Here is a 26,280-nt window from a genome sequence, read left to right as displayed (position 1 = left end):
ACCATGAAGAAGACAACCAGACAACGCGGCAACATCGTCATCGGCCTGATCATCGGGCTGGTGCTCGGCCTGGGCGTCGCGCTGGGCATCGCGGTCTACGTGACCAAGGTGCCGATCCCGTTCGTGACCAAGACGCAGAAGGGCGGCGCCGAGCAGGACGAAGCCGAGGCCCGCAAGAACCGCGACTGGGACCCGAATGCGCCGCTGGCCGGCAAGGCCGGGGCGCCCAAGCCCGCGCCTGCCGCCACCGGCCCGGTCAACCCCGTCACCGGCGAGCCGGCGACGACCGCCGTGGCCCCGGCCACCATCCCGCCCACGACGACCGCGCCGCCGGTGCCCGTGGTGGTGGCGCCCACCAAGCCGCCGCGCACCGCCCCCGTGCCGGCCGAAGCCAACGCGCTGCCGCCGTCGAACGACCCGCTGGGCGACCTCGCCCGTGCGCGTTCGGGTGGCGGTTCGGGCAGCAGCACGACCACGGCCTCGGCCGCCCCGAGCAGCCGCGCCAACAGCGCCGGCAGCACCGCGGCTTCGCCGGCGCCGGCCTCGGGCGCCGATCCGTTCATGTACTTCGTGCAGGCCGGTGCCTTCCGCACCACCGACGACGCCGAAGCCCAGCGCGCCAAGCTGTCGCTGATGGGCGTCGAAGCCAAGGTCACCGAGCGCGAGCAGGCGGGCCGCACGGTCTACCGCGTGCGCGCGGGCCCGTTCAACAAGAAGGACGACGCCGACCGGCTCAAGGAACGGCTCGACGGCGGCGGCCTGGAATCGGCCCTGGTCCGCGTCCAACGCTGACCTCGGACCTTCTCGGCGGCAGGGCGTTGCAACAAATAGCCCTTAAGCTTCGCCGCGCGGCGTTTGCCGCCACCATCCATGGCCTTGGGCGCGCCGGGAGCGGGGGAACTCCCCGCCGCGCGCCGGCTCAGTCTGCCGTACCAACAGGAGAACCCTTTCAATGAAACGTCGTGACTTTTCGCTGGCCGCCACTTCGCTCGGGCTGCTGTCCCTGGCCGCCAACCCGGCCCACGCCCAGGCGCGCGCGCCCAAGGCCGGCTCCGAGTACCTGGTGCTCGACAAGCGCGTGCCGGTCGATGCGCCGGCCGGCAAGATCGAGGTGGTCGAGTTCTTCTCGTACAACTGCCCGCATTGCAACGATTTCGAGCCGTCGCTCGAAGCCTGGATCAAGACCGTGCCGAAGGAAGTGGCCTTCCGCCGCATCCCGGTGCCTTTCGTGGGCAACGACGTCGAAGCCAAGCAGCGCCTGTACTACGCGCTCGAAGCCATGGGCAAGGTCGACGAATACCAGCCGAAGGTATTCAATGCGATCCACGCGCAGCGCCAGAACGTGAACGGCGACGCCAACATCATTGCCTGGGCAGCGGCCAACGGCCTCGACGGCGCCAAGTTCAAGGAAGTCTTCACCTCGTTCGGCGTGGCCAGCAAGGCCAAGCGCGCCTCGCAGATGACCGACGCCTACAAGGTGGCCGGCGTGCCGGCGATGGCCGTGGCCGGCCGTTGGTACGTGGATGGCGAAACCGCCGGCAACATGACCAAGGTGCTGCAGGTCGTCAACTACCTGATCGGCGAAGCAAAGAAGGGCTGAGCCTTGCTCACCTCGGGCTGCGCGCACTTTGCGGCGCAGCGCCGAGCCCCTCGAAGGGGCAACACCTGCAGCCCGGCGAGCCGGTTCCGCGGTGTTCCTGGAGACGATCCAGGAAGGAAAGTCAAGCCCGCTTCGGCGGGCTTTTTCATCTGAGCGTGCGGGGCTGACGCAATCAGCCGCATACAATGCCGAGCAAGTTTCGTGCCTCTATGACATTGCACTCTTACCCCACCACCCCCTTCCTTCTCCGTCGCATCGGCCGCCTGGCCATCGGCGCGCTGTTGCTGGCCGGCCTCGCCTCGGGCGTGCAGGCCGAGACCGCCGACCGCTCCAAGCCGATGAACATCGAGTCCGACTCGATGCGCTACGACGACCTGAAGCAGACCAGCGTGTTTACCGGCAACGTGCTGGTAACAAAGGGCACCATCATCATCCGCGGCGCGCGTCTCGATGTGCGCCAGGACCCGGAGGGTTACCAGTACGGCGTGGTCACGGCAGCTCCGGGCAAGCGTGCTTATTACAAGCAGAAGCGCAATGCGCCCGACGAGTGGATCGAGGGCGAGTCCGAAGTCATCGAGTACGACAGCCGCGCCGACAACGTCAAGTTCATCCGCAATGCCGAGATGCGCCGCCTGCTCGGCTCGACGCCGAACGACGAGAGCCACGGCGCCCTGATCGTCTACGACCAGAGCAACGACACCTACACGGTCAACGGCTCCACCGTGCCGCCGAACACGGCGGTCAACGCGTCGTCCCCGACCGGCCGCGTCAAGACCATCCTCACCCCCAAGGCCGCCCCGGCGCCCGCGGCCGGCGCCTCCGCCCCAGCTGGCGCGAAGCCCGCGGCTCCGGCGCCCACCCCGGCACCGGGCAAGGGCCTGCGTTCGACCACCACGCTCGGTGGCGAGGGAGAAACCCGCAAGTGATCGAAACCGCTGGAACACAGGACGCCAACGGCACGCCGGGCAGCCGCCTGGTCGCGCGCGGCCTGAAGAAGACCTACGGCAGCCGCACGGTGGTCAAGGACGTCTCGCTCGACGTGCAGAAGGGCGAAGTCGTTGGGCTGCTGGGGCCGAACGGTGCCGGCAAGACCACCTCGTTCTACATGATCGTGGGCCTGGTGCGTGCCGACGCCGGCGACATCACGATCGACGGCGAGCCGATCGCCCACATGCCGATCCACCGCCGCGCCCGCATGGGCCTGAGCTACCTGCCGCAGGAAGCCTCGATCTTCCGCAAGCTCACGGTCGAGGAAAACGTGCGCGCCGTGCTGGAGCTTCAGAGTGAGCCCGATGAAAACGGCAAGCTCGTGTCGCTGTCGAAGGCGCACATCGAAGAGCGCCTGTCCGAACTGCTGGCCGACCTGCGGGTCGACCACCTGCGCGATTCGCCGGCGCTGGCGCTGTCGGGCGGCGAGCGCCGACGCGTCGAGATCGCGCGTGCGCTGGCGACCCAGCCGCGCTTCATCCTGCTGGACGAGCCCTTCGCCGGTATCGACCCGATCGCGGTCATCGAGATCCAGCGGATCATCAGCTTCCTGAAGGAACGCGGCATCGGCGTGCTCATCACCGACCACAACGTGCGTGAAACGCTGGGCATCTGCGATCACGCGTTCATCATCAGCGACGGGCATGTGCTGGCACAAGGCACACCCTCGGAGATCGTCGACAACGCCGAAGTACGCAGGGTGTACCTGGGCGAACACTTCCGGATGTGATCGTGCGGCGAGGGTCAAGGATGAACGTGGCCGTCATCCGAGCGGAGCTCCTGCGCGGAGGGTGCCGCGCACGGCCGCCTGAAGCGGCCGGCCCGCTCCCGGCAGGGGGTTGGCATGGCGCAAAGCGCGCAGCGTGGGGGGGAGCCGTTTCCTCATGAAGCAAGGGCTGTCCCTTCGCGTCTCGCAGCATCTCGCGCTCACGCCCCAGTTGCAGCAGTCGATCCGGCTGCTGCAGCTCTCCACGCTCGAACTGAGCCAGGAGGTGGAGCAGATGCTCGACGAGAACCCGTTCCTCGAACGCACCGCGGAAGAAGCGGCGCGAGAGGAATTCGGGCTCGACGCCGTCGACACACCGCTCCCGCGCGATGAAGCGGGCGAGGCCGGCGAAGGCGACTTCTCCTCGGCACCCAGCGCCAGCGCAACGACCGCGTCCACCGACACCGCCTCCACGGCCGACACCGACGGCCCCGCCGCCGAGATCGCCGAGCGCGAGCCCGACTGGGAGGGCGACGGCACTGTCGACATGGCACCGGACGACAGCGAGTGGGGCAGCGACGCACCCGCGCGCCAGAACAACCTGGGCGACGACGAACGCGCCGACGCCACCGAGCTCGCGCGCAGCCAGGAGTCGCTGCAGTCGTTCCTGCACCGCCAGGCCCTGAGCCTGCGCCTGGGCGAGAACGACAGCGCCGCGCTGCGCTTCCTGATCGAATCGCTCAACGACGACGGCTACCTCGAAGACTCGCTGCCGGCCCTGGCTTCGGGCCTGGCGGGCGACGACAACGACCAGTTCGACGACCTGGTGCACCACTTCCAGGTGGCGCTCGGCCTGCTGCAGAGCCTGGAGCCCGTGGGCGTGGGCGCGCGCGACCTGGGCGAGTGCCTGTGCATCCAGCTGCGCGCGCTGGCCGCCGAAGACGCGGGCGAAGACGAAGAACTGGCGCAGGTCTACAAGATCGCCGTTGCCATCTGCAAGCAGCCGATGGAGCTGCTCGCGCGGCGCGACTTCAAGCGCCTGGCCACGCTCACCCGCAGCAGCGAAGAGCTGGTGCGCTCGGCGCTGCAGGTCATTGCGCGGCTCGAACCCAAGCCGGGGCGCCGCTTCGTCGACGTCGAGCGCAACATCGTCATTCCCGACGTGATCGTCACCAAGACCGGGCGCGGCACCAACGTCAAGTTCCGCGTCATGCTGAACCCCGAGGTCATGCCGCGCCTGCGGGTGCACGACATCTACGCCGGCGCGCTGAAGTCGCACAAGGGCGAAGGCAGCCAGGCGCTGTCGCAGCGGCTGCAGGAGGCGCGCTGGTTCATCAAGAACATCCAGCAGCGCTTCGACACCATCCTGCGCGTGAGCAACGCCATCGTCGAGCGGCAAAAAAGCTACTTCGTGCACGGCGAGCTGGCCATGCGGCCGCTGGTGCTGCGCGAGATCGCCGACGAGCTGGGCCTGCACGAGTCGACCATCTCGCGCGTGACCACGGCCAAGTACATGGCCACGCCCTTCGGCACAGTCGAGCTCAAGTACTTCTTCGGTTCGGCGCTCGGCACCGAGACCGGCGGCAATGCGTCGAGCACCGCGGTGCGCGCGCTCATCAAGCAGTTCGTGAGCTCCGAGAGCATCAAGAAGCCGCTGTCGGACAGCCAGATCTCCGAGATGCTGAAAGAGCAGGGCATCGAATGCGCGCGGCGCACGGTGGCCAAGTACCGCGAGGCGCTGCGCATCGCGCCCGCGAACCTGCGCAAGGCCCTGTAGAAAGCCGCCGATGGCTCGTCGCCTGCTGTCGCGTTGTGGGCACTGGGTTTTCGCCATGGCGGCCGTGCTCCTGTTTGCTGGCTGCGCCACCTTGCCCGACGAGGCGCCGCGCCCGCCCACCAAGGCCATGCCCGTCTCGGCCGACACCGCGCTCGGCAAGATCGCGCTGGCGTCGCAGCCCGACCCCGACCTGAGCGGCTTTCGCCTGATGCCCGGCGGCGACTTCGCCTTCGACACGCGCATCCAGCTCGCGCGCCGCGCCCAGCGCTCGCTCGACGTGCAGTACTACCAGATCGAGAACGACGAGACCGGCCGCTACCTGCTGCGCACCCTGCGCGATGCGGCCCAGCGCGGCGTGCGCGTGCGCCTGCTGATGGATGATCTCTACACATCGGGCGAAGACGAGCTGCTGCTCGGCCTGGCCGCCACGCCCAATGTGGAGCTGCGCCTGTTCAACCCGTTCCCGGCCGGGCGCGGCAGCCTGCTCAAGCGCTTCACCGCCTCGCTGTTCGACTTCGAGCGGGTCAACCGCCGCATGCACAACAAGCTGTTCATCGCCGACGGCGCGATGGCGGTGGCGGGTGGCCGCAACATCGGCAACCAGTACTTCACGCGGACCTCGGGCGAGAACTTTCTCGACCTCGACACCTTCGTCACCGGTGCGCTGATTCCGCGCCTTGGCGTGCTCTTCGACCAGTACTGGAACAGCGTCTATGTGCGGCCGATCCAGTCGGTGGTGACCAGCGGGCTGTCGCGCGAAGAACTGCAGAAGCGCTTCGACGCCGCCACCGGCCCCGGCACCACGCCGCCGCCGCCCAAGCCCGCGCCCAACGACGTGCTCGGCTACAGCCCGATGGTCGAAGACCTCGACGCCGGCAAGCTTGGCCTGATCTGGACCACCGCCGAGGCCTACGCCGATTCGCCCGACCGTGTGATCGGCAAGACCGCGTCGTACGGCGGCGTGCCGCTGCTGGACGTCGACAGCGTGCGCTACAACGTGGTCGAGCAGATGCGCCGCGCGCGCTCCGAGGTGACCATCGTCTCGCCCTACCTGATCCCCGGCGCCACGGGGCTGGAGGTGATGCGCGAGATCCGGGGGCGCAACGTGAAGATCAGCGTCGTCACCAATTCGCTGGCCGCAACCGACGAGCCGCTGGTCCACACCGCCTACCGGCGCTACCGGCCGGACATGCTCCGGCTGGGCGCCGATCTTTATGAACTGAGTTCGACGCGCACGCGCCGCAGCGTGCGGCTGGGGCTGTTTGGCACCTCGGTCGGGCGGCTGCATGCCAAGTCGGCGGTGATCGACCAGCGCATCCTGTTCGTCGGCTCGATGAATTTCGACCCGCGCTCCGAGTCGCACAACACCGAGATCGGGCTGTTCATCCGCAGCCCCGAGATGGCGCAGCAGACGCTCAAGCTCATCGACGTGCTCAAGCAGCAGGGCGCCTACCGGCTGCGCTTTGCCGAAGGCAGCGACGGCTCGCGCATCGAGTGGGTCAGCGAAGAGGCCGGCAAGACCACCGTGCTGCATGAGGAGCCCGATTCCGGCTTCTGGGACCGCACGATGCTCGAACTGCTGGCGCCGCTCACGCCCGAGAGCCTGCTGTAGCCGCGCGGGCGCCACCGGGGCGGCTTCTTTTCAGTTGCCGCCGCGCACGGCCGACCACACCAGCCGCAGGCCCAAAAGGCCCATCACGCCGCCGGCGGCCCGGTCGATCCAGGCCTTGTAGCGCAGGTAGGCGGAGCGCGGCGCCGCCGATGAGAGCGTCAGCGCGACGATGGTGTACCAGCCCGTCTCGATGCAGAAGATGACCGCGGGCACCGACAGCGCCAGCACCAGCGGCACCTCGCGCGGCAGGAAGGCCGCGAAGATGCTGGCGTACACCACCGCCGTCTTCGGGTTGCTGACCTGCGTTGCCAAGCCCAGCAGGAAGGTGCGTCCGCCCCGGCGGTGCTGGCGCGGAGAGTCGCCGGCGTCTGCCGCCACGTTCAGCGGTTGCCGTGCCCCGCGCCAGATCCGGATGCCCAGGTAGATCAGGTAGGCGCCGCCGAAACCCTTGATCGCCAGGTAAAGGCCGGGCACCGCCAGGAACGCGGCCTGCAGGCCGGCCAGCGCGGCGATCGCGAAGACCAGGCCGCCGGCGCCCATGCCCAGCGCCGCCGCCAGCCCGTCACCGCGCGAGGCCACGGCCGTGCGCGCCACCATCACGAAACTGGGGCCGGGGCTCATCGCGCCCACGGCCATCGCGCCGGCGATACCTAGCAGGGAAAGGGTGTTGTCCATGGGTTCTGGCTCCTGGAAGTGCTTTGAAATGCGAGAACAACGTGCAGAAATGCACGCTCATCGAGGCATGAAAAGTAAACTGTAAGTAGTACTTTGGTTTCTTTTCATTTACATTTTCTCCATCGGACCCCGCGATGCGCAAAATGAAAAACCTTCTACTTCTCGCCGTCTGGGCCGTGGTCCTGTCGTTTCTGCTCGGCTTTTTCTACTGGAGCGACGCGCCGGTTTCCGAGCAACTGATCTTCGGCGCGGTGATGACCCTCGTCACGGGTGCCTGGATGCTCGCGCTGCTCAACCTCCCGCGTGCCGCCGCCGCTGTTCGCCAGCGCTTGAAGTCGTCCAGGGCTTCGGGCGGCCGCCTGGGGCAGAACGCCCGCAAGAGCGTCGCGAGGTAAGACGCCGCCGGGTGCGCCGCACGGGCCGGCCTACGGCTGGACGTTGACCGCCTCCACCTGCACCAGCAGCTTCACCTTGTTCTCGAAGCCGAAATTCAGGCCCCAGGTGATGCCCCAGTCGCTGCGCTCCACCGTGGTCTCGAAATCGCCGCCGCACACCTGGCGATTGATCAGCGGGCTCAGGTAGCAGTTGAAACGCACGGCCTTCAGCGTCACGGGCCGCGTCTGGCCCATCAGGGTGAGCGTGCCCGGCACGTCGACCACCTTGTCGCCGCTGAAGTCGATGCGGTCGGCCACGAAGCGGCCGGTCGGAAATTCCGCGACGTTGAAGAAGTCCTTGCTCTGCACGTGCCGGTTGAGCAGGTCGACACCGGTGTTGATGGAGCTGATGTCCATCGTGATGTCCACCTTGCCGCTGGTGCCGGTGTCGTCGATCCGCACCGAGCCGTCCTTGGTGCTGAAGCGCCCCCGGTTGGTGGTGGTGCCGTAGTGGCCCATCTCGTACATCACGAAGGTGTGCGTGGGGTCGATCACGTAGTTGGCGTTCTTCACCGGCCCGCCCGAGGGCTTGGCGGCCACCGCCGGCGCGGTGTATTCCTGTGCCGTCGCCAGCGTGGCGGCCGTGGCCGACAACGCGGCGGCAAGGAGGATGAGCTTTTTCATGGCGGTGGATGTGAGTGTCATGAAAGTGTTCTGCTGAATGAAAGGGGGCGACCCGTCGGCGCGGCGCTTCACAGCGGCCCCAGGCCGGCGAGCGTGAACTTGAAGCGCACCAGCACCTCGTTGGCGACCACCGAGGTGTCGGTCCATTCGCCGTCGCCCACCCTGTAGTCGAGCCGCTGGATCGTAAAGCTTCCGGTGGCCACCGCGTAGTTGCCGCCGGCCGCCACGATGCCGACCGGCACCGTCACGGCGCGCGCCACGCCCTTGATGGTGAGCTTGCCCGTCATCTCGAACTTGCCGTCGCCCAGCGCGTGGATGGCGCTCGACTGGAAGCTCGCCTGCGGAAAGTGCGCGGCATCGAACCACGGCTGCTTGGGCAGTTCGGCATCGCTCATGGGCACGCCGAAGCCGGCGCTGGCCGTGTCGATCTGCAGCGCAACGCTGCCGCCTTCGGGCTTCTTCGGATCGAAGGCGACCTGCGCATCGAACTTCTTGAAGCTGCCTTCCACCGGCACGCCCATCTGCTTGCTGACGAAGGTGATCTGGCTTTTGTCGGTCACCAGCCGCGTGGCCGCGGGTTCGGCGCCGGCGGGCGTGGCCGCGGCACATGCGAATGCGAGCGCCACGAAGGGCGGGAGATGGAAGAGGCGCTTCATCCGGCGGATTCCTTGCGTGGCGCGGGCCACATGCGTTTCAACAGACCGTCGCGGTCGATCCAGTGGTGCTTGAGGGCCGCGGCCACGTGCAGCAGCGTGATGCCGGCCAGCGTGAACGCGCTGCCTTTGTGCAGCGGCTTGAGCACGGCCTCGGCGAAATCCTTGTCGAGCGGCACGAAGTCGGGCAACGGCAGCACGCCGAACCACACGACCGGCACGCCGAGCGCCGAGGTGTAGGCCCAGCCGAGCAGCGGCACCGCGAAGAACAGCAGGTACATCAGCACATGGCTGGCCCGGTGGCCCGCAACCTGCCAGCCCGGCATGGCCGCCGCCACGGGCGCGGGCAAGGCCGGCGGCCGATGGCCCAGCCGCCACAGCAGCCGCAGCGCCGACAGCAGCAGGATGGCGATGCCGGCCCATTTGTGCCAGCTGTAGAGCTTCAGCCTGAGTGGCGAAAACGGCAGGTCCGTCATGTAGATCCCCACGCCGAGCGAGCCCACGATCATGGCCGCCAGCAGCCAGTGCAGCACGATCGCGACCATGCCATAGCGTTGGCCGGGCGCATCGGCGGCGGGGAGTGGGGCGGGTGTGTCGACGGACATCGGGGGCAGGGCGGGCGGCCTGTGCGCGGAGCATATCCCGGAAGTTTCGACGCCATCGCACGGCTGCGCCATCGCCGCGTCTTGGGCATGCGGCCGTTCGTGCCCGGTCAGCCCCGCAGCTGGGCCTTCAGCAGCACGCCACGCAACTCGTCCGGCTGTACCGGCTTGCGCAGCGCGTGCCAGCCGCGCTCGGTGGCCAGGCGCAGGGTCGATTCGTTGATGTCGGCCGAAATCAGCGCGATGGTCAGCGAGGGCTTTTGCCGCTGCAGCTTCTCGGCCAGCGCGATGCCGTCGAGCACGCCCGGCAGCCGGATGTCGCACAGCGCCGCATCGAGCGCGTGCAGGTCGGCCAGTGCCAGCGCCTCGGCGGCGCTGGTGTAGACGCGCGGCACCACCTCCCACTGGCGCAGCAGCGCCGACAGGCTGTCGGCCACCACCGCGTTGTCTTCCACCACCAGCACGGCGAGACCAGGGCGCAGCGCGGGGGGCGCGTCGGCGTCAGCGTGCGGCAGGGCGGCGGGCCGCGCGGGCACCACCGCATCGTCCGCCGCCGCCGGCAGCTCGAAGCTGAAGACCGAGCCGCGTCCCGGCGCTGAGCGCAACCCGACCTCGATGCCCAGTTGCGCCGCCAGCCGCCGCACGATCGCCAGGCCCAGCCCGTGGCCGTGCTGCAGGTTGCGCTCGACATTGCCGATCTGCTCGAAGTCGTTGAACACCCGCTGCTGCGCATCCGCCGCGATGCCGATGCCGCTGTCGCGCACCTCGATGCGCCAGGCCCGCTGGCCGCCGCGCCGGCGCGCCCGCACCGCCAGCAGCACGCGGCCGCGCGGCGTGAACTTGACGGCGTTGTCGACCAGGTTGGCGAGCACGCGGCGCAGCGACACCGCGTCGCTCCAGACGACGGCGTCCGCCGGGCAGCGCACCACCACCCGACCGTCGCCGGCCTGGCGCGCCAGTTCGTGCAGCAGCGGCGCCAGCGCCACCGCCACCGGCCGCAGCGGATCGACGGCGGCCTCGATGCGGCCGATTTCGAGCAGCTGGTTGGTCAGGCCTTCCAGCGCCTGCTGCGCCCGCGCGAGCGAGGCGACCGTGTACTGCACGGCCGGCATGTCCGCGCCGTTGTCCAACTGCTGGCGCAGCACCTCGGCCTGCAGGCCGATGGCCATGACCGGCTGGCGCAGGTCGTGGTTGGCGGCGGAGAAGAAGCGCAGCCGCTCGGCCTGCGCCTGCTCCGAGGCGCGCAGGCCGGCCAGCGCCTGCTCGCGCAGCGTGCGCTCGTTGAGCCGCAGGCCGATGTTTTCCTCGAGCTGACGCGAGCGTTCGGCCACCAGCTTCCACATCATCGCGGTGAGGCCGATGCCGATCACCGCGACCGCCATCATGGTCGGCGCGCCCATCCAGAGCCCGGTGACGATCACCGGCGCCAGCAGCAGCGTGATCGCCAGCTGCGTGGCCGGCGTGTAGAAAGACACCGAGAACGCCGACGACAGCGTCATGCCCATCAGGATCAGGCCGAGCAGCAACTGCTGGTCGGCGCGCTCGGGGTTGAACAGCAGCACACCCGCCAGCCCGTGCGCCAGCTCCCAGATGCCGGTGCGCAGCGTGTGGGTGCGCTGCGCCGCGCGCAGGTTTTCAGGTGTGAAAGGGTCGGGCAGCCGCTGCGGAAAGAACCCCCGCAGCACCGTCACCATGGTGATCAGCGCGATCCACACCAGTGCATAGGCCAGCGAGTACTGCCAGGCAAAGAGCGCCGCCACGCTGCAGTTGAGCAGGTACTGCACCAGCAGCACCGGCCCGATGGGCCGCACGGACAGCCGCAGCACCTCGCACTGGATCGCAAAGCCATCGCTGCCGGAAGCAGCCGGGGCAACCATGGGCGCGGGGGTGGGATTCATGGGCGAATCGACTATATAGAGAAGCGCCGTGACGCGGCGACAATGGAGACCCCTAGTCGGGCTTCCCGATGGTCAACTTTCCGTGAACGATCTTTCCTTTTTCCTGCCTTGCGCCGCCGGCGTCGAGGAATTCCTCGCTCAAGAGGTGCACGCCCTGACCGGCCGCGTCGGGCAAGACCTGCTCACCTTGCGCGGCGGCGTGCGGGTGCGCGCCGACTGGCGCGACGCCCTCAAGCTCAACCTGCACAGCCGCCTGGCGCAGCGCGTGCTGGTCGAGCTGGCCCATGCGCCCTACCGCAACGAGAACGACCTCTACGCCATCGCCAGCGGCGTGGCCTGGGAGATCTGGTTCACCCCGAAGCAGACCTTCAAGATCGAGACCACCGCCCAGCACAGCCCGCTGCGGAGCCTGAATTTCGCCACCCTGCGCATCAAGGACGCCATTGCCGACCGCTTTCGCGCCAAGGCCCACGGCGTGCGCCCCAGCATCGAGACCCAGTGGCCCGATTGCCGCGTGTTCGCCCACCTGACCACCGACAGCTGCACGCTCTACATCGACACCTCGGGCGAGCCGCTGTTCAAGCGCGGCTGGCGCCAGGACAAGGGCGATGCCCCGCTGAAGGAAACCCTGGCCGCCGCCATGCTGGCCGCCAGCGGCTGGTGGAACCCCGAGACCGGCGCCGTGGCCGCGCAGCCGCTGTACGACCCCTGCTGCGGCAGCGGCACCATCGCCATCGAGGCGGCACAGATCGCGCGCGGCATCGCGGCCGGCTCGCTGCGGCAGTTCGGCTTCGAGAAGCTGCTGCCGTTCCAGGCGCATGTCTGGTCCGCCATCAGGAAAGAAGCCGAATCACAGGTGACCACGGGCGACGTCGCCATCTTCGGATCGGACGTGTCGCACCGCATGGTCGACTTTTCCGAGCGCAACGCCGAGCGTGCCGGCGTGGCCGAGGCCATCGAATTCCGCGGTGGCGACGCATTGCAGCGCATGCCGCCGGCCGAAGGCGGCGTGATCATGCTCAACCCGCCGTACGGCGAGCGGATCGAGGTCGGTGGGGTGGCCCGTTTCGGCGCCCGCGAAGCCGCCCAGACTTCCGGCGACGCGCCGGAGGGCGACGGCGGCGACTTCTTCCCGCAGCTCGCCACGCACTGGAAGAAGAACTACGCCGGCTGGACCGCCTGGGTGCTCACGCCCGACCTGAAGCTGCCCAAGCACATGCGGCTGAAGGAATCGCGCCGCGTGCCGATGTGGAACGGGCCCATCGAATGCCGCCTGTTCCGCTTCGAGCTGGTGCGGGGCTCCAACCGCGCGCCGCAGGACAACGCGGCCGGGCAGGCCTGAGCAGTCACTGCGCGGTGGTGCGGCCGCCGACGCTGCACGCCGCATTGACCGTGCGGGTGGCCAGCTCGCCCGGTGCGCCCGCGAACGTCATCGGGCGCACGTCGTCTTCCTCGAAGGTCTTCACCGCAACAGGCTCGCCGACGAAGTTCGGGTGGCCGAAGTAGGTGGCGCTCACGTAGCGTGCGCTGCGGGCTTCGCAATCGACGTTCGCGCGGGCCACGAAGGAGCGGAACCGCACGCCGTCCTTGCTGGTGCGGTCTTCCGCAAGGCTCATGCGCAGCGTCACGTTGCGGTGCGAGCCGTCGACCTCGACGCTGGTCGGATCGACCTGCACATAGCTGTTGCCAGCGTCGCCCGGCGAGCCGTTCAGCGTCAGCCATTCCGCTCGGACACCCGCGCCGGCGAGCAGGACAAGGCAAAGCAGCGGAAGTCGTTTCATGAAAGAAGAAGGGCGTGTTGGAAGGAGCAGCACGGTGCGCAATGCGCGAACGGCGCCGCGCGCATTGTGGGGCGTCGAACCCACTCGGGGCTGACGCCGGCCCCGCATGGTGCAACATCGGCGATAGTCCGCACGCACCCATGACTTCCACCGCCGCACCCGACCCCGTCGTCATCGACACCAACATCGCGCTCGACCTGCTGGTCTTCGAAGACCCGTCATGGGAGCCGCTGACCGAAAGGCTCGCGGCAGGCGCGCTGCGCTGGATCGTGACCGACGCGATGCGCACCGAGCTTGCGCGCGTGCTCGGCTACCCGCTCATCGCCCGGCGCATGGCGCAGCGGGGGCTCGAAGTGCCCGCCGTGCTGGCCGACTTCGATGCGCGCGTGCAGATGCTGGCCGGCACGCCGCCGCGCGCGCCCTGCGTCTGCAGCGACCCCGATGACCAGGTCTTCATCGACCTGGCCGTGGCGCACGGCGCGCTCCTGCTGAGCAAGGATCGGGCGGTGCTGTCGATGAAGAAGCGGCTGGCGCTGCGCGGCGTGGCGGTGCAGGACGCCTTCGCGCCCTGACGGACTGACCGGCTAACTAGCTAACTGGCAGGCGTGTGGGTGGGCGGCACGCCGTGCCACCGCCCCAGCAGCCGCGCCACCGCCCGCACGCGCTGCGTGTCGCGTCCCCAGCGCCGGCTGGCCGGCAGCTTCTGCGCCCACTTCATGCGCCGCGCCGCGTTGGCGATGCGCTCGCGCACCTCTTCGTTCACGCCCGCCAGCGCCGCGTGCCAGTGCTGCCCCGCGGCTTGCGGGGCGGCGGCTTCCAGCATCATGGCCGTCGAATGCAGGTAGCTGAGCCAGTCGCGCGCCTGGCACTCGGCCAGCGTCATGACCTCGGCGGGGTCGTCCTCGAAGTCGATGTAGCCGATCACGCCATCGGGGCATTGCACGAGGTTGCGGTCGAAGGCCTGGCTCAGGTGCTGGCCGCGCACATGCACGGCCGCGATGGCCACGAGGCCTTCGCGCCACACCGCGAGCAGGGCGGCGGGGCCGGCGGCGGCGGCCTGGTCGAGCCGCTCCTGCAGCACGACGGTGGCACGGCCGCTTTCGCCGAGGTCGGAGATCAGCAGGCCGTCCGCCTGCTGCGCCAGCACCGTGGGCACGCGCAGGCCGGCGGCCGCCAGTTGCTTCAGGCGCCGCGCCTCGGTGGCAATGGCCGCTTCGCCGCCCGGGTTGGGCACGGGCTTGATGATGTCCAGCCGCGCCATCCGCGCGACCGCCGCCATCACGCGGTAGCCCCACTTGCCGTGGCGCGGGCCGGCCTTCTTGAGCCACACGCGCTCGCTGCCGAAGCGGTGGCTGGCCACGTTCTTCTCCTGGCGCGGCAGGGTGGCGCGCAGGAATTCCGCGTAGTCGCCGGGCGCCGGCGGATTCGGCAGGGCATCAAGGGGCACGGGCGCCGAAGCTGCGCCCTTGCGCGCCTGCAGGCGCGTCGGGGCGCCTCGTCTCAGTGGATTCATCAGGTCAATACGTTCGCGCTTCGCGCCGCGTTCATGCGGCCATGGCGAGGCCCGTTGCCATCAACCCTTGCGGGCCCTTCGTCACGGGCTGGAAGCTCTCTGCGCTGGCCAGAGGCCAGTAGGTTCTGAAAACATTGTGCTGCTCATCGAGCGCGCCGAGCAGGGCGCCCGGCTGCACCTGCATCACCAGGTTGCTCAACAGGCGCACTTCGGTGTCGGAGATGCGGCGCACGATGTGGTGCGCGGTGATCTGCTGCGGATGGTCGAGGCCGGCGGCCTGCACCAGCTCCTGCAGCGCATGCAGTGTGCTGCGGTGGAAGTTGCGCACGCGGTCGGCCTTGGTCGGCACCACCAGCGCCTGCTGGCGCACGGGGTCCTGCGTGGTCACGCCGGTGGGGCAGTGGCCGGTATGGCAGCTCTGTGCCTGGATGCAGCCCAGCGCCATCATGAAACCGCGCGCCGCGTTGCACCAGTCGGCACCCAGCGCCATCATGCGGGCCACGTCGAAGGCGGTGATCACCTTGGCGGCGCAGCCGATCTTGATGCGGTGCCGCAAATTGACGCCGACCAGCGTGTTGTGCACCAGCAGCAGGCCTTCCTGCAGCGGCGCGCCCACGTGGTCGCTGAACTCGACCGGCGCCGCGCCCGTGCCGCCCTCGGCGCCATCGACCACGATGAAGTCGGGCGTGATGCCGGTGGCCTGCATCGCCTTGACGATGCCGAACCATTCCCACGGATGGCCCAGGCAGAACTTGAAGCCCGTCGGCTTGCCGCCCGACAGCTCGCGCAGCCTGGCGACGAAATGCATCATCTCGGTCGGGTTGGAGAACGCGCTGTGCGACGAGGGCGAGATGCAGTCCACGCCCACCGGCACGCCGCGCGCGGCGGCGATCTCGGGCGTGACCTTCGGCGCCGGCAGCACGCCGCCGTGGCCGGGCTTGGCGCCCTGGCTCAGCTTGATCTCGATCATCTTCACCTGCGGGTCGCGCGCGTTGGCGGTGAAGCGTTCTTCGCTGAACGTGCCGTCGTCGTTGCGGCAGCCGAAGTAGCCCGAGCCGATTTCCCAGATCAGGTCGCCGCCGTGCACCCGGTGGTGCTGCGAGATCGAGCCTTCGCCGGTGTCGTGCGCAAAGCCGCCCATCTTGGCGCCCTGGTTGAGCGCCAGGATCGCGTTGGCCGACAGCGCACCGAAGCTCATGGCCGAGATGTTGAACACGCTGGCGCTGTACGGCTGCGTGCAGACCTGTGCCGGGTTGGCATCGGCCGGCTGCGGCGTGCCGCCGATCACGATGCGGAAATCGTGGTTCTCGAGCTTGGTCGGCTGCATCGAGTGGTTGATCCACTCGTAGCCCGCGATGGTCACGTTGAGCTGCGTGCCGAAGGGCCGGTTGTCGGGGTCGCCCTTGGCGCGCTGGTAGACCAGCGAGCGCTGCGCGCGCGAGAAGGGCGCGGCCTCGGAGTCGCTCTCGATGAAGTACTGCCGCATCTCGGGGCGGATGTACTCCAGCAGAAAGCGGATATGGCCGATCACCGGGTAATTGCGCAGGATGGCATGTCGGGTCTGGCGCAGGTCGTGCACGCCGGTGCCGCTGAGCACCGCGAAAACGACCACGCCGATCCAAGCCAGCCAGAGGTGCGGCGACACCAGAACAAAGGCGAGGCAGGCGACCAGGCCGACCACGCACAGGGCAAAGGCGCTGTAACGCGTTGGAAACGGAATAATCGTGGGCATAGAAATGAGATGACTGCCAGAGCCTGCTGCATCATAGAGGGCTGCCCGGAACTTGCCATGACGACCTCCCCCGATACCCCCCAGACCCCTTCGCCCGCCCAGGAACCCCTCGGCCCCGACGATTTCGACGCCCTCGACCATGCACTCGACGCCATGCGCGAGCACGACGAGGAAATTCCCCAGTGGGAGTTCTGCGAAGGCTTCATGGCCGCGCTGATCTGCACCCGCCGGCCGATTCCGCCCGCCGAATACTGGCCGGTGCTGCTGGGCGACAGCTTTTCGCCCGCGCAGCAGATGGAGTTCGTCTGGAACTGGAAGCGCCGCTGGCGCGAGATCGAAGAGGGCCTGGACGCCCCCGTCGAGACGCTGGACGACGAACGCAGCTGGCAGCCCGAGGTGCTCGACACCCGCGGCGCCATCGCCTCGCTGCCCGAGGAAGAACGTGCCGAAGTGGCCGGCGAAGAGATCCCTTCGTTCGCGCAGGTCTGGGCGCTGGGCTTCATGTACGCGGTCGAGAACTGGCCCGAGGAGTGGGCCGCGCCGCGCGACAAGGAAGCCGCCCAGATGCTCGACGACGCGCTCGACAACATCGTGGCCCTGACCGAGGACGACACCGCCAAGCCCACCGTCTCGATGTACAGCGACGATGGCCCACCCAGCGTGAGCCAGCAGCGGCTCGACGACTTCGGCGCCGCCATCTGGGCGGTGTACGACCTGCGCCAGCTCTGGAAGAGCCTCGGGCCGAAGGTCGAGACGATCCGCAAGGAAGCCACGCCTGGCCGCAACGATCCGTGCCCCTGCGGCAGCGGCAAGAAGTACAAGAAGTGCCACGGCGAGTGACCGGGCTCGCCCCCAGGCTTTGCGCACGCCGTGCCGTGCGTGCCTTCCCCCTTGCAAGGGGGAAGGCCTCGGTTCCGCTGCATTCCTGAAATGAGCTCCATCCCGGCGCAGCGCCTTGCCGCAGAACCCCTGACGCCTCGCGCGGCCTGGGTCATGGTGCTGGCGCTGTGCGCCGGGGTTGCGTTGAGCCAGGCTTTCCGCACGGTCGGCGCCATCATGGCGAGCCCGCTGCAGGCCGACTTCAAGCTGTCAGCCCAGGCCCTCGGGATCTTCTCGGGGGCTTTTCATTTCGCGTTCGGCGCCATGCAGCTCTTCATGGGCATCGGCATCGACCTGCACGGCGTGCGGCGCACGGTGCTGGTGGCCTTTCCCATCGCCATCGCGGGCGCACTGCTGTCGGCCGTGTCGTCCAGCTACCTCGTGCTGGTGGCGGGGCAGGCGCTGATCGGCGTCGGCTGCGCGCCGGCGTTCCTCGTGTGCACCGTGTTCATCGCGCGGCACTTTCCGGCGGCGCGCTTCGCCACCGTCTCGGGCATGGTGCTGGCCATCGGCGGCCTGGGCATGCTGGCCACGGGCACGCCGCTGGCGTGGCTGGTGCAGGCCTATTCATGGCGCGCGGGCTTCCTGGTGCTGGCCGTGGCCGCCGCGCTGGCCTGGCTCGCGATCTGGCGCTGGGTGCACGAACCCGCATCGGCTGTGCCGCAGGTGAAGGAGTCGATCCCCGAGGCGATCCGCCAGTTCGGCGCGCTGTTCGCGATGCCGCACACGCTCGGCATCATCGTGCTCGGCGCGGTGACCTATGCGGCCTTCATCTCGTTGCGCGGGCTCTGGCTGGGGCCGCTCATGATGCAGCGCCACGGCTATTCGCTGGTGCAGAGCGGCAACGTGGCGCTGGTGGTGTCGGTGATCTCGCTGTTCGGCGCGCCCCTGTTCGGCAAGCTCGACCGCGACGGTGCCGCCGCGCGCCGTCGCTGGATCGTGGCCTGCGGGTTGGTCTACGCGGTGCTGTTCGCGCTCATCGCTTTCCTGCATTCGGCGTGGCTCGACGTCGGCGGCATGGTGCTGATCGGCGTGCTCTCGGGCTTCATCGTCTGGCAGTACGCCGACGTGCGCGGCGCCTACCCGGCCGCGCTGACGGGGCGCGCAATGGCCGTCTTCACGATGGCGATGTTCCTCGGCGTGGCGTTCATGCAGTGGGGAACGGGCGTGGCCGCCTCGGTGGCCTCGGCGCATGGCGCCGACCCGCTGACGGCCGTGCTGGCGACCATTGCCGCGCTGCTGGTGCTGGGCATCGTGGCCTTCGCGTGGCTGCCCGCGCCGAAGGCCGGCCCGCTCAGATCTTGAAGGCGCGTTGAATGTCCGGTCGCACGAGGTCGGCGTATTCGCGGTGCTTGCGGATGTAGCCCGCGATGAACTGGCACACCGGAATCACATGCAGCCCCTTCGCGCGCGCCTCGTCGAGCACGTGCCGCGCAATGCCCGAACCCACGCCCTTGCCTTCGTGCTCGGGCAGCACTTCGGTGTGGGTGAACATGATCGCGTCGGTCAGCAGGTTGTACTCGGCATAGGCCGCGAGCTTGCCGTCGAGCGCGGCCTCGTAGCGGTGCAGGGCTTCGTTGTTGGTGAAGGCGAGGTCGGTGGTGCTCATTCAAAAATCTCCGTGCGCCGCACTGCGGTGCGAGCTGGTTGGGGGTGGCCCGGCGTGGCGCTCAGGGTTGGCGTGCCAGGAAGGCGGCGAGATTGGTGGCGGCGGTGGCGCGCACCTTCTTGCGCAGCATCGGTGTCCAGCCGAGCAGCAGGCCCGGCATGCCCAGGGCCTGGCGCGACCATGTCCAGAACGGAAAGCTGTCGCGGTGCGTGGCGATCAGTCCCTCGGGCGTGAAGGTGAAGCGCGCGTCGATGCTGTTGTCGACCAGCCGGCCGGTGGCGCTGAAGCGGTAGTGCGCATCCCAGTGGGCGCTGCCCGTGGTCTCGTCGGCCTGCACGTCGCGCCATTTCAGGCGCCACACGTCGGCCCCCTTGGCGCGCGTGGCCAGGGCCAGCATGCGCCACATGCCGCCGACCTCGCGGCGGCCACGCAGCGAAAACGCCTCGTCGTCGAACTCCGCGTCGGGCGCATAGCAGGCGGCCATGGTGGCGGCGTCGAGTTTCTCGAACGCGCTGTAGAAGCGCTCGATGGTTTGGGCATTGGTGGCTGCGGTCATGGGGCCTTTGGGTTGGGGGCGGGTCGCGTCACCGGAGGATGGCGCGCGAGGAAATCATAGATCGCGTGGATGCAACGAACGGCCCGTCGGCGGTTTCATGAACGCCCGGGCCCCGGCAAGGCGCGCGCCGCTGCGCCGATGCCCGCCGTTACCGCGCGAGCAGCTCGACCATCGTCTGCAGCGCGTAGTGCACCGTGGCCGCGCGCACAGTGGCGCGGTCGCCGTCGAAGCGGCGGCGCTCGGTGCGCACTTCGCCATCGACCGACCAGCCGAACCACACGGTGCCCACCGGCTTGTCGGGCGTGCCGCCGGTCGGGCCCGCCACGCCGGTGACGGCCAGCGCCGCGCGCGACGGCGGCGAGTGCGCGATCGCGCCCGTGACCATGGCGCGCACCACCGGCTCGCTGACGGCGCCGTTCGCCTCGATGACCGCGGCGTCCACGCCCAGCAGCTCGGTCTTGGCGCCGTTCGAATACGTGATGAAGCCGCGCTCGAACCATGCGCTCGAGCCCGCAAGCTCGGTGCAGGCGGCGGCGATCAGCCCGCCCGTGCAGCTCTCGGCGGTGGCCAGCATCCAGCCCTTTTTCTGCAGCAGCCCGGCCACGGCCACGACCAGCGCGGGCGTGTCCTGGTCGGCGAGCGTCGGCTGCGCGGGCAGCGTCGAAGAAGAATCCATCATCGGTCTTGCCACCATGCGCGCCAGAGCGCAATGACCAGCAGCGTACAGAAAGCCGCCACCAGGTCGTCGAGGATGATGCCGAAGCCCGCGCCCCACCAGCGCACCTGCGCCGCATCGCGCTGCTTGAACAGCGCGTCGGCCCAGGCCACCGGTCCGGGCTTGGCGGCATCGAAGTAACGGAACAGCGCAAACGCAACGGCCTGCGCGAGCAGCCCGGCCGGCGTGACCAGCCAGAGCACGATCCAGAAGGCGACCACCTCGTCCCACACCACGGCGCCGGGGTCGGCAATGTTCATGTCGCGCGCCGTCACCGTGCAGGCCCACCAGCCGATGGGCAGCGACGCCAGGATGATCCAGCCGATGGTGGCCGGCGCAAACCACAGCTGCATCACCGAGAAGGCGACCCAGGCCCACAGCGTGCCCACGGTGCCGGGCGCCAGGCGCGGCAGCCCCGAACCGAAACCCAGCGCGATGGCATGCGCGGGGTGCGAGAACAGGAAGCGGACGGTGGGGCGGGGCAGCGTGGGCGTCGGCATGGGGCCGGTGGCGTCGGGGATGTCGCGGGTGTCGAAGGAAGAAACGGCTTGCATCAGGGGCAGAAGTGTCGCGCATCTGCGCCCTGGCCCGCGCGCCGAAGTTTCTATTTATCAAAGCAATAGCTTGTTTAATTAAGCGGGCGCACCTAGTATTCGGGCCTTCTTTCCGCTCTTCGTGTCTGCCATGTCGTCTTCTTCTTCCGCCGATTCCGCCGCCCTGCAAGCCCCGTCTCCCACCGCGGCATGGAGCGAGCTGTTCACCGGTCGCAACGGCTGGCGCGCGCTTGCCCTTACCGGCGGCGTCGCGCTGCATGCCATCAACGTGCACATCGTGACCACCGTGCTGCCGTCGGTGGTGCGCGAGATCGGCGGGCTCGACTGGTACGCCTGGAGCACCACGCTGTTCGTGGTCGGCTCGATCCTCGGTGCCACGCTGTCGGTGCGGCTGCTCGCGGTGCTCGGGCCGCGCGGCGCCTGCCTGACCGCGCTGGCGGTCTTCACCGCCGGTTCGATGGGCTGCGCGCTGGCGTCGGCCATGCCATGGATGCTTGCGGGCCGCACGGTGCAGGGGCTCGGCGGCGGCATGCTCGCCGCGCTGAGCTACGGGCTGATCCAGCTGGTGTTCGCGCCGCGGCTCTGGCCGCGCGCGGTGGCGCTGGTGTCGGGCATGTGGGGCGTCGCCACGCTGTGCGGGCCGGCCGTGGGCGGGCTGTTCGCGCAGGCCGGGCACTGGCGCTGGGCCTTCTGGTTCCTGCTGCCGGTGGCGGCGGCGCAGGCACTGCTGGTGCTGGTGCAACTGCGGCCCTCGGCCGGCGTGAAGCATGAACGACCCGCAACCCTGCCGCGCGTGCCGGCCCTGCAGATCGGCCTGCTCGCGGCCTCGGTGCTGGTGATCGCGGCAAGCGGCTTCCTGTCCGACCTGCCCTGGCAGGCGGCCGGCGTGGTGCTCGGGCTGGCCATCGGCTTCGCCGCCACGCGCATCGACCGCAGCGCCAGCGTGCGCGTGCTGCCCACCGGCGCCTATGCCGTGCGCACGCCGCTCGGCGCCATCTACGCCAGCGTGGCGCTGCTGCTGATCGGCACCACCACCGAAATCTTCGTGCCGTACTTCCTGCAGTTGCTGCACGGCCATTCGCCGCTCATGGCGGGCTACCTCACGGCGGCGATGGCGGGTGGCTGGAGCGCGGGCTCGCTGCTGTCGTCGGGCCGCAGCGGTGCCGGAGCCGATCGCATCCTGCGCACCGGGCCGGTGGTCTGCACGCTGGGCCTGGTTGCGCTGGTTGTGTTGCTGCCGGCACCGGGCCTGCTCGGCGCGGGCTTCGAGACGGTGCTGGTGGCCATCGCGCTCGCGGCGGTCGGCCTGGGCGTGGGCATCGGCTGGCCGCACCTGGTGACGCGGGTGATGTCGCTGGCCCCCAAGGGCGAGGAAGGCCGGGCCTCGGCCTCGATCACCACAGTGCAGCTCTACGGCATGGCCGTGGGCGCGGCCGTGGCAGGACTGGTCGCCAATGCGGCGGGCCTGACCGTGCCGGGCGGCATCGAAGGCGGCCGCTCGGCGGCCATCTGGCTGTTCGCGAGCTTTGCGCTGGCCCCCGCGCTGGCGGCGTGGCTGGCGTATCGCACCGTGGCGCGGAGAGCCTGGTGAACGGGCCCCGCCAGGCTCAGGCGACCACGCCTTCCCAGGCCAGCGCCCGCTTGCGTGCCAGCACGCGCCTGGCTTCGCCGCGCAGCATCGCCACCAGGTCGTAGACCTCGGCCGGCAGGTGCGCACCACGCCAGGCCACGTGCTGGTCGGCGCGGCACAGCACCAGGCGGTGCGCGTAGGCCTTGGGCACGTCTTCGGTCTCGATGTCGAGCACCGTGAGCGGCATCCTGTAGGCACGTGCCGCATGCTCGATCGGCTTCACGTCCACGCTGCGGTCGAAGCGCAGCAGCGTGTAGCCGGGGCCGAAGGCGTCGTAGAGCGAGCGGCCATCGGCCAGCCAGAAATGCGGCGCGCGGCAGCCGGGCACGGTGGAGGGCGTGAAGTCGCCCATCGAATAGGACGGCGCCGTGTGTTCGCCGTCCGCAATGATGATCGGCGAGCCGCTGTAGAAGTAGCCGAAGTTCAGGCCGCCGCAGCAGAACTGCTGCACGTTGAGCTCGTAGGCCTCGTGCCCGATCTCGGCCCGCAGCGCGTCGCCCGCGGGGCCGGGCTCTTCGATGTTCGGCGGCACCGCGCGGCGCGCGCGGATCATCTTCTGCGCATGGTCCATCGCGAAGTTCGATACCTGCTCGGTGATCGGCTGGCGCTCGGCCTCGTAGGCATCGAGCATGGCCTCGTCGCCCCAGCCCTGCACCACCGCGCCCAGCAGCCACGAAAGATTGAGCGCATCGGCAATGCCCGCGTTCATGCCGTAGCCCGCATAGGGCACCCACAGGTGCGCCGCGTCGCCCGCCAGGAACACGCGGCCTTCGCGGAAGCGGTTGGCCACGAGGCGGCGGCCGACCCAGTCTTCCTTGCTGATGACCTCGTATTCGAAGTCCGCCCCCACGCCGAGGATGTCGCGCAGCGACTGGTCGCGGTCGACCGAATCGAACTCGGGTTCTTCGGCGTTCAGATGGTTGTGCACCAGCCAGGTCTCGTGGCCGTCGATGGCGAACATCGTGCCGCAGCGGCGCGGGTTCATCGCGTAGTAAGACCACGCCGGCTTGCCCGGGATCATGGCGCGCAATTCCGGCGCGCGGATGAAGGTCGACTGCACGCGCTGAATGACGGCCGTGCCCTCGAGCTTGGCGCCGATCTGCTTGCGCACGGCGGAGCTGCCGCCGTCGCAGCCCACCATGTAGCGGCATCGGATGCTGCGCGTCACGCCGCTGTCCATGTCGGTGGCAATGGCGGTCACGCCTTCGTCGTCCTGCGTGAAGCCCGCGAACTGCGTGCGGTTGAGCAGCTGCACGCCCGGCAGCGCGGCCGTGTGCTTCAGCAAAATCGGCTCCAGGTAGATCTGGTTGATGCGATGCGGCGGCTCCGGCGTGGGCCACCACGCGTCGGGGCCCTCGGTCTCGGTGTAGCGGTCGCGCCGGCAGGGGATGGGAATGCGCGTGAGCTCGGTGCCCGTCACGCTGGTGCGGAACACCACGTCGTTCGGATGGTCCGCGGGCAGCCCCGCATCGCGCAGCTTCTGCGCCACGCCCAGGCGGCGGAACTGCTCCATGGTGCGCGAGGCCACGTGGTTGCACTTCACGTTCGGCGGCTCGGCGAAATGGCGCGTTTCGCAAATGATCACCGTGACGCCGCGCGAGGCAAGGTCCATCGCCAGCGTGAGTCCCACGGGGCCTGCGCCGACGATCATCACGTCGGCGGTCAGTGCGGTGTTGTCTGTCATGTCTTGCAAGAGATAAGAGATCCTGTCGGTTCGTGTCAGTCGAGCCGGATGTTGGCGGCCTGGATGACCTTCGCCCACTTCTTCGTTTCGGAGCGGATGTAGGCCTCGAAGGCTTCGCTCGAACCCGGCGCCGGCTCCGCGCCGAGGTTGCGTATCGAGGCCTTGATCTGTTCGTCGCCGAGCGCGGCATTGATCTCCGCGTTCAGCCGCATCACGATGGGCGCGGGCGTGCCGGCCGGCGCCACCACGCCGAACCAGCCCGTCGAGTCATAGCCCGGCAGCCCGGCCTCGGCCACCGTGGGCACGTCGGGCAGCATCGGCACGCGCTGCGCGCTGGTGACCGAAAAGGCGATCAGCTTGCCGGCCCGGATCTGCTGCAGCGAGGCCGGCAGGTCGACCAGCGCAAGCGGGATCTGCCCCGCCATGGCGTCGAGCGCCGCCGGGCCCGAGCCGCGATAGGGCACTTCGACCAGCTTCACATCGGCCATCTGCGCGAACAGCGCCGCCGACAGGTGCATTGCCGTGCCGTTGCCGCCATGGCCGATCGACAGGCCGCCCGGCTTCGACTTCGCGAGCGCGATCAGCTCGCGCTGCGTGCGCGCCGCGATCGAGGGATGGCCGACGATCACGAAGGGCGTGGCCGCGACCATGCCCACCGGCTTGAAGTCCTTCACCGGATCGAAGGGCATCTGCGGATACAGGCTCACGTTGGCGGTCAGCGCGCCCGCCGCGCCCAGGCCCAGTGTGTAGCCGTCGGCCGGCGTCTTGGCCACCAGCGAAAGCCCGACGTTGCCGCCGGCACCGGGCCGGTTGTCCACCACCACCGGCTGGCCCAGCTTCTCGTTGAGCCGCGGCACCAGCATGCGCACCACCGCGTCGGCGCTGCCGCCCGGCGGAAACGTCACGACCATGCGGATGGGTTTGTTCGGAAAGTCGCCGGCTGGAGCCTGCGCGAACGCCGCGCCGCCGAAGACGGTGCAAGCCGTCGCCAGCATCAGCTGCCGACGCCGTGCGCTTGTCCCGCGGGCGAGGGGAACCGTCATCGAGACTCCTTGAATATGGGTATGGTCCGAATGCGCATTGAACGATGGCCGGATTCATTCGTAAATCAAGAAATTCCGAATCAAATATCATCTTTCCTGATGAATGCGAACTTCAGTCCTACGATCCGCCAGCTGCGCGCTTTCCTGGCCGTTTACCAGCTGCGCAAGCTCAGCACGGCGGCGCAAAGGCTGTTCGTCACGCAGTCGGCGGTGAGCATGCTGATCCGCCAGCTCGAAGAGGGGCTCGACACGCGCCTGTTCGACCGCACCACCCGTTCGCTCAAACCCACGGCTGCAGCCGAACAGATGATGGTGACGGTCGAGCGCATCCTGCGCGACGTCGATTCGCTGTCGAACGATTTCCGAGAACTGGCCACGCTGGAGCGCGGCCGCGTCACGCTGGCCATCACGCCCACGCTCGCGGCCTTCCTGCTGCCCGATGCCATGCGCGCCTTCAGCGAGCAGCATCCCAAGGTGCGCGTGCTGGTGAACGACTGCGCGCCCGACCAGTTCATCTCGCGCATCATCGGCGAGCATGTGGACTTCGGCATCGGCACGCCCGAGCGCCCCGGCGCCGAGGTCGAGGTGCAGCGGCTGATGCGCGATCACCTCGCGCTGGTGTGCCGCAGCGACCATCCGCTGGCCAAGGCGCGCGTCGTGCGCTGGAGCGACCTGGGCCGCCACCCCGTCATCACCGTGCGGCCCGGCTACGGCGTGCGCCCGCTCATCGACGGCACCGCGGCCGAGGCCGGCGTGACGCTCGACGTGGTGAACGAAGTCTCTTTTCTCTCCACCGCGATCTGGATGACCGCGGCCGGCATGGGCGCGTCGATCATGCCCTCGGCCTTTGCGCGGGCCGAGGCCGATCCGTCGCTGGTCGTCAAGGTGCTCAGCGCGCCGCGCGTGGCGCGCGACATCTCGGTCGTCATCAAGCGCGGCCATTCGCTCTCGGCCGCGGCGCGCGCCTTCATCGAAGCGCTGAAGCGCTCCCTATAATTTTTTGCATCCGCAGCAAC

27 protein-coding genes are annotated in these 26,280 nt (G+C 69.1%); 13 read left to right on the top strand and 14 right to left on the bottom strand.

What is annotated here, in order from left to right; genetic code table 11:
- Window positions 1–3: 3 nt before the first annotated feature.
- The 6 genes from BLQ28_RS26140 (at window position 4) to BLQ28_RS26115 (ending at window position 6,682) form a co-directional block, all read left to right on the top strand.
- Window positions 4–792, top strand: a complete 789-nt coding sequence (locus BLQ28_RS26140; RefSeq protein ID WP_093246246.1) for an SPOR domain-containing protein — start codon at window positions 4–6, stop codon at window positions 790–792.
- 160 nt (window positions 793–952) lie between these two features.
- Window positions 953–1,600 (top strand): thiol:disulfide interchange protein DsbA/DsbL, encoded by a 648-nt coding sequence (locus BLQ28_RS26135; RefSeq protein ID WP_093246245.1) that lies wholly within the window; start codon window positions 953–955, stop codon window positions 1,598–1,600.
- A 209-nt stretch (window positions 1,601–1,809) separates the two neighbouring features.
- Window positions 1,810–2,526 carry a lipopolysaccharide transport periplasmic protein LptA gene (lptA, locus tag BLQ28_RS26130; RefSeq protein WP_093246244.1) on the top strand — a complete coding sequence of 239 codons (717 nt, stop codon included), beginning with the start codon at window positions 1,810–1,812 and terminating at the stop codon, window positions 2,524–2,526.
- Window positions 2,523–3,317: an LPS export ABC transporter ATP-binding protein gene (lptB, locus tag BLQ28_RS26125; RefSeq protein WP_093246243.1), complete on the top strand. Its 795-nt coding sequence runs from the start codon at window positions 2,523–2,525 to the stop codon at window positions 3,315–3,317. Before lptA ends, lptB begins: the two co-directional genes overlap by 4 nt.
- Window positions 3,318–3,471: 154 nt before the next feature.
- A complete protein-coding gene (rpoN, locus tag BLQ28_RS26120; protein ID WP_093246242.1) occupies window positions 3,472–5,070 on the top strand; it encodes an RNA polymerase factor sigma-54 in 1,599 nt (532 codons plus the stop codon).
- A gap of 10 nt (window positions 5,071–5,080) precedes the next feature.
- Window positions 5,081–6,682, top strand: coding sequence for a phospholipase D family protein (locus BLQ28_RS26115; RefSeq protein WP_093246241.1), 1,602 nt, complete (start codon window positions 5,081–5,083; stop codon window positions 6,680–6,682).
- Between the two features lie 30 nt (window positions 6,683–6,712).
- Here the strand turns inward: BLQ28_RS26115 and BLQ28_RS26110 are convergent, their stop codons facing one another.
- On the bottom strand, window positions 6,713–7,357 hold the full coding sequence (locus BLQ28_RS26110) for a LysE family translocator (RefSeq protein ID WP_093246240.1): 645 nt from the start codon (window positions 7,355–7,357) through the stop codon (window positions 6,713–6,715).
- Window positions 7,358–7,500: 143 nt separating this feature from the next.
- Between BLQ28_RS26110 and BLQ28_RS26105 the strand changes: the two genes are divergently transcribed.
- Complete coding sequence (locus tag BLQ28_RS26105; RefSeq protein WP_143012579.1) at window positions 7,501–7,752, top strand: hypothetical protein; 252 nt, start codon at window positions 7,501–7,503, stop codon at window positions 7,750–7,752.
- A gap of 30 nt (window positions 7,753–7,782) precedes the next feature.
- On the opposite strand, the gene BLQ28_RS26100 is transcribed toward BLQ28_RS26105, so the two are convergent.
- The 4 genes from BLQ28_RS26100 to BLQ28_RS26085 all read right to left on the bottom strand — a co-directional run bounded on the left by BLQ28_RS26100 (window position 7,783) and on the right by BLQ28_RS26085 (window position 11,568).
- Entirely contained in the window at window positions 7,783–8,415 is a 633-nt protein-coding gene (locus BLQ28_RS26100) for a YceI family protein (protein ID WP_093246488.1), read from the bottom strand.
- A 68-nt stretch (window positions 8,416–8,483) separates the two neighbouring features.
- Window positions 8,484–9,071 carry a YceI family protein gene (locus BLQ28_RS26095; RefSeq protein WP_093246238.1) on the bottom strand — a complete coding sequence of 196 codons (588 nt, stop codon included), beginning with the start codon at window positions 9,069–9,071 and terminating at the stop codon, window positions 8,484–8,486.
- The gene (locus BLQ28_RS26090) at window positions 9,068–9,673 is read right to left on the bottom strand and encodes a cytochrome b (RefSeq protein WP_093246237.1); all 606 of its coding nucleotides are present in this window, start codon (window positions 9,671–9,673) and stop codon (window positions 9,068–9,070) included. The genes BLQ28_RS26095 and BLQ28_RS26090 overlap by 4 nt, the downstream gene beginning before the upstream one ends.
- Before the next feature lie 107 nt (window positions 9,674–9,780).
- Entirely contained in the window at window positions 9,781–11,568 is a 1,788-nt protein-coding gene (locus BLQ28_RS26085; protein WP_093246236.1) for an ATP-binding response regulator, read from the bottom strand.
- Window positions 11,569–11,650: 82 nt separating this feature from the next.
- Between BLQ28_RS26085 and BLQ28_RS26080 the strand changes: the two genes are divergently transcribed.
- Window positions 11,651–12,910 (top strand): THUMP domain-containing class I SAM-dependent RNA methyltransferase, encoded by a 1,260-nt coding sequence (locus BLQ28_RS26080; protein WP_093246235.1) that lies wholly within the window; start codon window positions 11,651–11,653, stop codon window positions 12,908–12,910.
- 4 nt (window positions 12,911–12,914) lie between these two features.
- Here the strand turns inward: BLQ28_RS26080 and BLQ28_RS26075 are convergent, their stop codons facing one another.
- A complete protein-coding gene (locus tag BLQ28_RS26075; RefSeq protein WP_093246487.1) occupies window positions 12,915–13,349 on the bottom strand; it encodes a surface-adhesin E family protein in 435 nt (144 codons plus the stop codon).
- Window positions 13,350–13,489: 140 nt separating this feature from the next.
- Between BLQ28_RS26075 and BLQ28_RS26070 the strand changes: the two genes are divergently transcribed.
- Window positions 13,490–13,921 (top strand): PIN domain-containing protein, encoded by a 432-nt coding sequence (locus tag BLQ28_RS26070; RefSeq protein WP_093246234.1) that lies wholly within the window; start codon window positions 13,490–13,492, stop codon window positions 13,919–13,921.
- Between the two features lie 20 nt (window positions 13,922–13,941).
- Here the strand turns inward: BLQ28_RS26070 and BLQ28_RS26065 are convergent, their stop codons facing one another.
- Both BLQ28_RS26065 and BLQ28_RS26060 read right to left on the bottom strand, forming a co-directional pair.
- Window positions 13,942–14,862 (bottom strand): BUD32 family EKC/KEOPS complex subunit, encoded by a 921-nt coding sequence (locus tag BLQ28_RS26065; protein WP_093246233.1) that lies wholly within the window; start codon window positions 14,860–14,862, stop codon window positions 13,942–13,944.
- Between the two features lie 31 nt (window positions 14,863–14,893).
- Window positions 14,894–16,594, bottom strand: a complete 1,701-nt coding sequence (locus BLQ28_RS26060; protein ID WP_093246232.1) for an FMN-binding glutamate synthase family protein — start codon at window positions 16,592–16,594, stop codon at window positions 14,894–14,896.
- Window positions 16,595–16,651: 57 nt separating this feature from the next.
- On the opposite strand from BLQ28_RS26060, the gene BLQ28_RS26055 reads away from it, so the two are divergent.
- Both BLQ28_RS26055 and BLQ28_RS26050 read left to right on the top strand, forming a co-directional pair.
- On the top strand, window positions 16,652–17,434 hold the full coding sequence (locus BLQ28_RS26055; protein ID WP_093246231.1) for a UPF0149 family protein: 783 nt from the start codon (window positions 16,652–16,654) through the stop codon (window positions 17,432–17,434).
- Window positions 17,435–17,587: 153 nt separating this feature from the next.
- Window positions 17,588–18,778 carry an MFS transporter gene (locus BLQ28_RS26050; protein WP_093246486.1) on the top strand — a complete coding sequence of 397 codons (1,191 nt, stop codon included), beginning with the start codon at window positions 17,588–17,590 and terminating at the stop codon, window positions 18,776–18,778.
- On the opposite strand, the gene BLQ28_RS26045 is transcribed toward BLQ28_RS26050, so the two are convergent.
- The 4 genes from BLQ28_RS26045 to BLQ28_RS26030 all read right to left on the bottom strand — a co-directional run bounded on the left by BLQ28_RS26045 (window position 18,768) and on the right by BLQ28_RS26030 (window position 20,853).
- Window positions 18,768–19,082: a GNAT family N-acetyltransferase gene (locus tag BLQ28_RS26045; protein WP_093246230.1), complete on the bottom strand. Its 315-nt coding sequence runs from the start codon at window positions 19,080–19,082 to the stop codon at window positions 18,768–18,770. The genes BLQ28_RS26050 and BLQ28_RS26045 overlap by 11 nt on opposite strands.
- A 61-nt stretch (window positions 19,083–19,143) precedes the next feature.
- Window positions 19,144–19,638 carry a nuclear transport factor 2 family protein gene (locus tag BLQ28_RS26040; RefSeq protein ID WP_093246229.1) on the bottom strand — a complete coding sequence of 165 codons (495 nt, stop codon included), beginning with the start codon at window positions 19,636–19,638 and terminating at the stop codon, window positions 19,144–19,146.
- Window positions 19,639–19,786: 148 nt separating this feature from the next.
- The gene (locus tag BLQ28_RS26035) at window positions 19,787–20,314 is read right to left on the bottom strand and encodes a CinA family protein (protein ID WP_176801239.1); all 528 of its coding nucleotides are present in this window, start codon (window positions 20,312–20,314) and stop codon (window positions 19,787–19,789) included.
- A complete protein-coding gene (locus tag BLQ28_RS26030) occupies window positions 20,314–20,853 on the bottom strand; it encodes a phosphatidylglycerophosphatase A family protein (RefSeq protein ID WP_093246485.1) in 540 nt (179 codons plus the stop codon). The genes BLQ28_RS26035 and BLQ28_RS26030 overlap by 1 nt, the downstream gene beginning before the upstream one ends.
- 184 nt (window positions 20,854–21,037) lie before the next feature.
- Here BLQ28_RS26030 and BLQ28_RS26025 point away from each other — a divergent pair, with 184 nt between their 5' ends.
- Window positions 21,038–22,498 (top strand): MFS transporter, encoded by a 1,461-nt coding sequence (locus BLQ28_RS26025; RefSeq protein WP_093246227.1) that lies wholly within the window; start codon window positions 21,038–21,040, stop codon window positions 22,496–22,498.
- 16 nt (window positions 22,499–22,514) lie between these two features.
- Here the strand turns inward: BLQ28_RS26025 and BLQ28_RS26020 are convergent, their stop codons facing one another.
- Window positions 22,515–24,221: an FAD-dependent oxidoreductase gene (locus BLQ28_RS26020; RefSeq protein ID WP_093246226.1), complete on the bottom strand. Its 1,707-nt coding sequence runs from the start codon at window positions 24,219–24,221 to the stop codon at window positions 22,515–22,517.
- Window positions 24,222–24,256: 35 nt separating this feature from the next.
- On the bottom strand, window positions 24,257–25,264 hold the full coding sequence (locus BLQ28_RS26015; RefSeq protein ID WP_093246225.1) for a Bug family tripartite tricarboxylate transporter substrate binding protein: 1,008 nt from the start codon (window positions 25,262–25,264) through the stop codon (window positions 24,257–24,259).
- Between the two features lie 99 nt (window positions 25,265–25,363).
- Between BLQ28_RS26015 and BLQ28_RS26010 the strand changes: the two genes are divergently transcribed.
- Complete coding sequence (locus tag BLQ28_RS26010) at window positions 25,364–26,260, top strand: LysR family transcriptional regulator (RefSeq protein WP_093246224.1); 897 nt, start codon at window positions 25,364–25,366, stop codon at window positions 26,258–26,260.
- Window positions 26,261–26,280: the final 20 nt, after the last annotated feature.

Origin of the sequence: Variovorax sp. EL159 (assembly GCF_900100965.1) — a bacterium.
In the GTDB taxonomy this organism is placed as follows: Bacteria; Pseudomonadota; Gammaproteobacteria; order Burkholderiales; family Burkholderiaceae_C; genus Variovorax.
This window is presented reverse-complemented; position numbering and strand designations above follow the sequence as displayed.

What these genes read in the sequence shown, in the direction of transcription:
- BLQ28_RS26085 (WP_093246236.1), bottom strand. Translation starts at nt 11,568, where the DNA reads ATGAATCCCACCCCCGCGCCCATGGTTGCCCCGGCTGCTTCCGGCAGC.
- BLQ28_RS26065 (WP_093246233.1), bottom strand. Translation starts at nt 14,862, where the DNA reads ATGAATCCACTGAGACGAGGCGCCCCGACGCGCCTGCAGGCGCGCAAG.
- BLQ28_RS26110 (WP_093246240.1), bottom strand. Translation starts at nt 7,357, where the DNA reads ATGGACAACACCCTTTCCCTGCTAGGTATCGCCGGCGCGATGGCCGTG.
- BLQ28_RS26030 (WP_093246485.1), bottom strand. Translation starts at nt 20,853, where the DNA reads ATGCCGACGCCCACGCTGCCCCGCCCCACCGTCCGCTTCCTGTTCTCG.
- lptA (WP_093246244.1), top strand. Translation starts at nt 1,810, where the DNA reads ATGACATTGCACTCTTACCCCACCACCCCCTTCCTTCTCCGTCGCATC.
- BLQ28_RS26075 (WP_093246487.1), bottom strand. Translation starts at nt 13,349, where the DNA reads ATGAAACGACTTCCGCTGCTTTGCCTTGTCCTGCTCGCCGGCGCGGGT.
- BLQ28_RS26115 (WP_093246241.1), top strand. Translation starts at nt 5,081, where the DNA reads ATGGCTCGTCGCCTGCTGTCGCGTTGTGGGCACTGGGTTTTCGCCATG.
- BLQ28_RS26020 (WP_093246226.1), bottom strand. Translation starts at nt 24,221, where the DNA reads ATGACAGACAACACCGCACTGACCGCCGACGTGATGATCGTCGGCGCA.
- BLQ28_RS26045 (WP_093246230.1), bottom strand. Translation starts at nt 19,082, where the DNA reads ATGAGCACCACCGACCTCGCCTTCACCAACAACGAAGCCCTGCACCGC.
- BLQ28_RS26070 (WP_093246234.1), top strand. Translation starts at nt 13,490, where the DNA reads ATGACTTCCACCGCCGCACCCGACCCCGTCGTCATCGACACCAACATC.
- rpoN (WP_093246242.1), top strand. Translation starts at nt 3,472, where the DNA reads ATGAAGCAAGGGCTGTCCCTTCGCGTCTCGCAGCATCTCGCGCTCACG.
- BLQ28_RS26040 (WP_093246229.1), bottom strand. Translation starts at nt 19,638, where the DNA reads ATGACCGCAGCCACCAATGCCCAAACCATCGAGCGCTTCTACAGCGCG.
- BLQ28_RS26095 (WP_093246238.1), bottom strand. Translation starts at nt 9,071, where the DNA reads ATGAAGCGCCTCTTCCATCTCCCGCCCTTCGTGGCGCTCGCATTCGCA.
- BLQ28_RS26100 (WP_093246488.1), bottom strand. Translation starts at nt 8,415, where the DNA reads ATGAAAAAGCTCATCCTCCTTGCCGCCGCGTTGTCGGCCACGGCCGCC.
- BLQ28_RS26050 (WP_093246486.1), top strand. Translation starts at nt 17,588, where the DNA reads ATGGTGCTGGCGCTGTGCGCCGGGGTTGCGTTGAGCCAGGCTTTCCGC.
- BLQ28_RS26010 (WP_093246224.1), top strand. Translation starts at nt 25,364, where the DNA reads ATGAATGCGAACTTCAGTCCTACGATCCGCCAGCTGCGCGCTTTCCTG.
- BLQ28_RS26025 (WP_093246227.1), top strand. Translation starts at nt 21,038, where the DNA reads ATGTCGTCTTCTTCTTCCGCCGATTCCGCCGCCCTGCAAGCCCCGTCT.
- BLQ28_RS26135 (WP_093246245.1), top strand. Translation starts at nt 953, where the DNA reads ATGAAACGTCGTGACTTTTCGCTGGCCGCCACTTCGCTCGGGCTGCTG.
- BLQ28_RS26015 (WP_093246225.1), bottom strand. Translation starts at nt 25,264, where the DNA reads ATGACGGTTCCCCTCGCCCGCGGGACAAGCGCACGGCGTCGGCAGCTG.
- BLQ28_RS26060 (WP_093246232.1), bottom strand. Translation starts at nt 16,594, where the DNA reads ATGCCCACGATTATTCCGTTTCCAACGCGTTACAGCGCCTTTGCCCTG.
- BLQ28_RS26140 (WP_093246246.1), top strand. Translation starts at nt 4, where the DNA reads ATGAAGAAGACAACCAGACAACGCGGCAACATCGTCATCGGCCTGATC.
- BLQ28_RS26105 (WP_143012579.1), top strand. Translation starts at nt 7,501, where the DNA reads ATGAAAAACCTTCTACTTCTCGCCGTCTGGGCCGTGGTCCTGTCGTTT.
- BLQ28_RS26055 (WP_093246231.1), top strand. Translation starts at nt 16,652, where the DNA reads ATGACGACCTCCCCCGATACCCCCCAGACCCCTTCGCCCGCCCAGGAA.
- BLQ28_RS26090 (WP_093246237.1), bottom strand. Translation starts at nt 9,673, where the DNA reads ATGTCCGTCGACACACCCGCCCCACTCCCCGCCGCCGATGCGCCCGGC.
- BLQ28_RS26035 (WP_176801239.1), bottom strand. Translation starts at nt 20,314, where the DNA reads ATGGATTCTTCTTCGACGCTGCCCGCGCAGCCGACGCTCGCCGACCAG.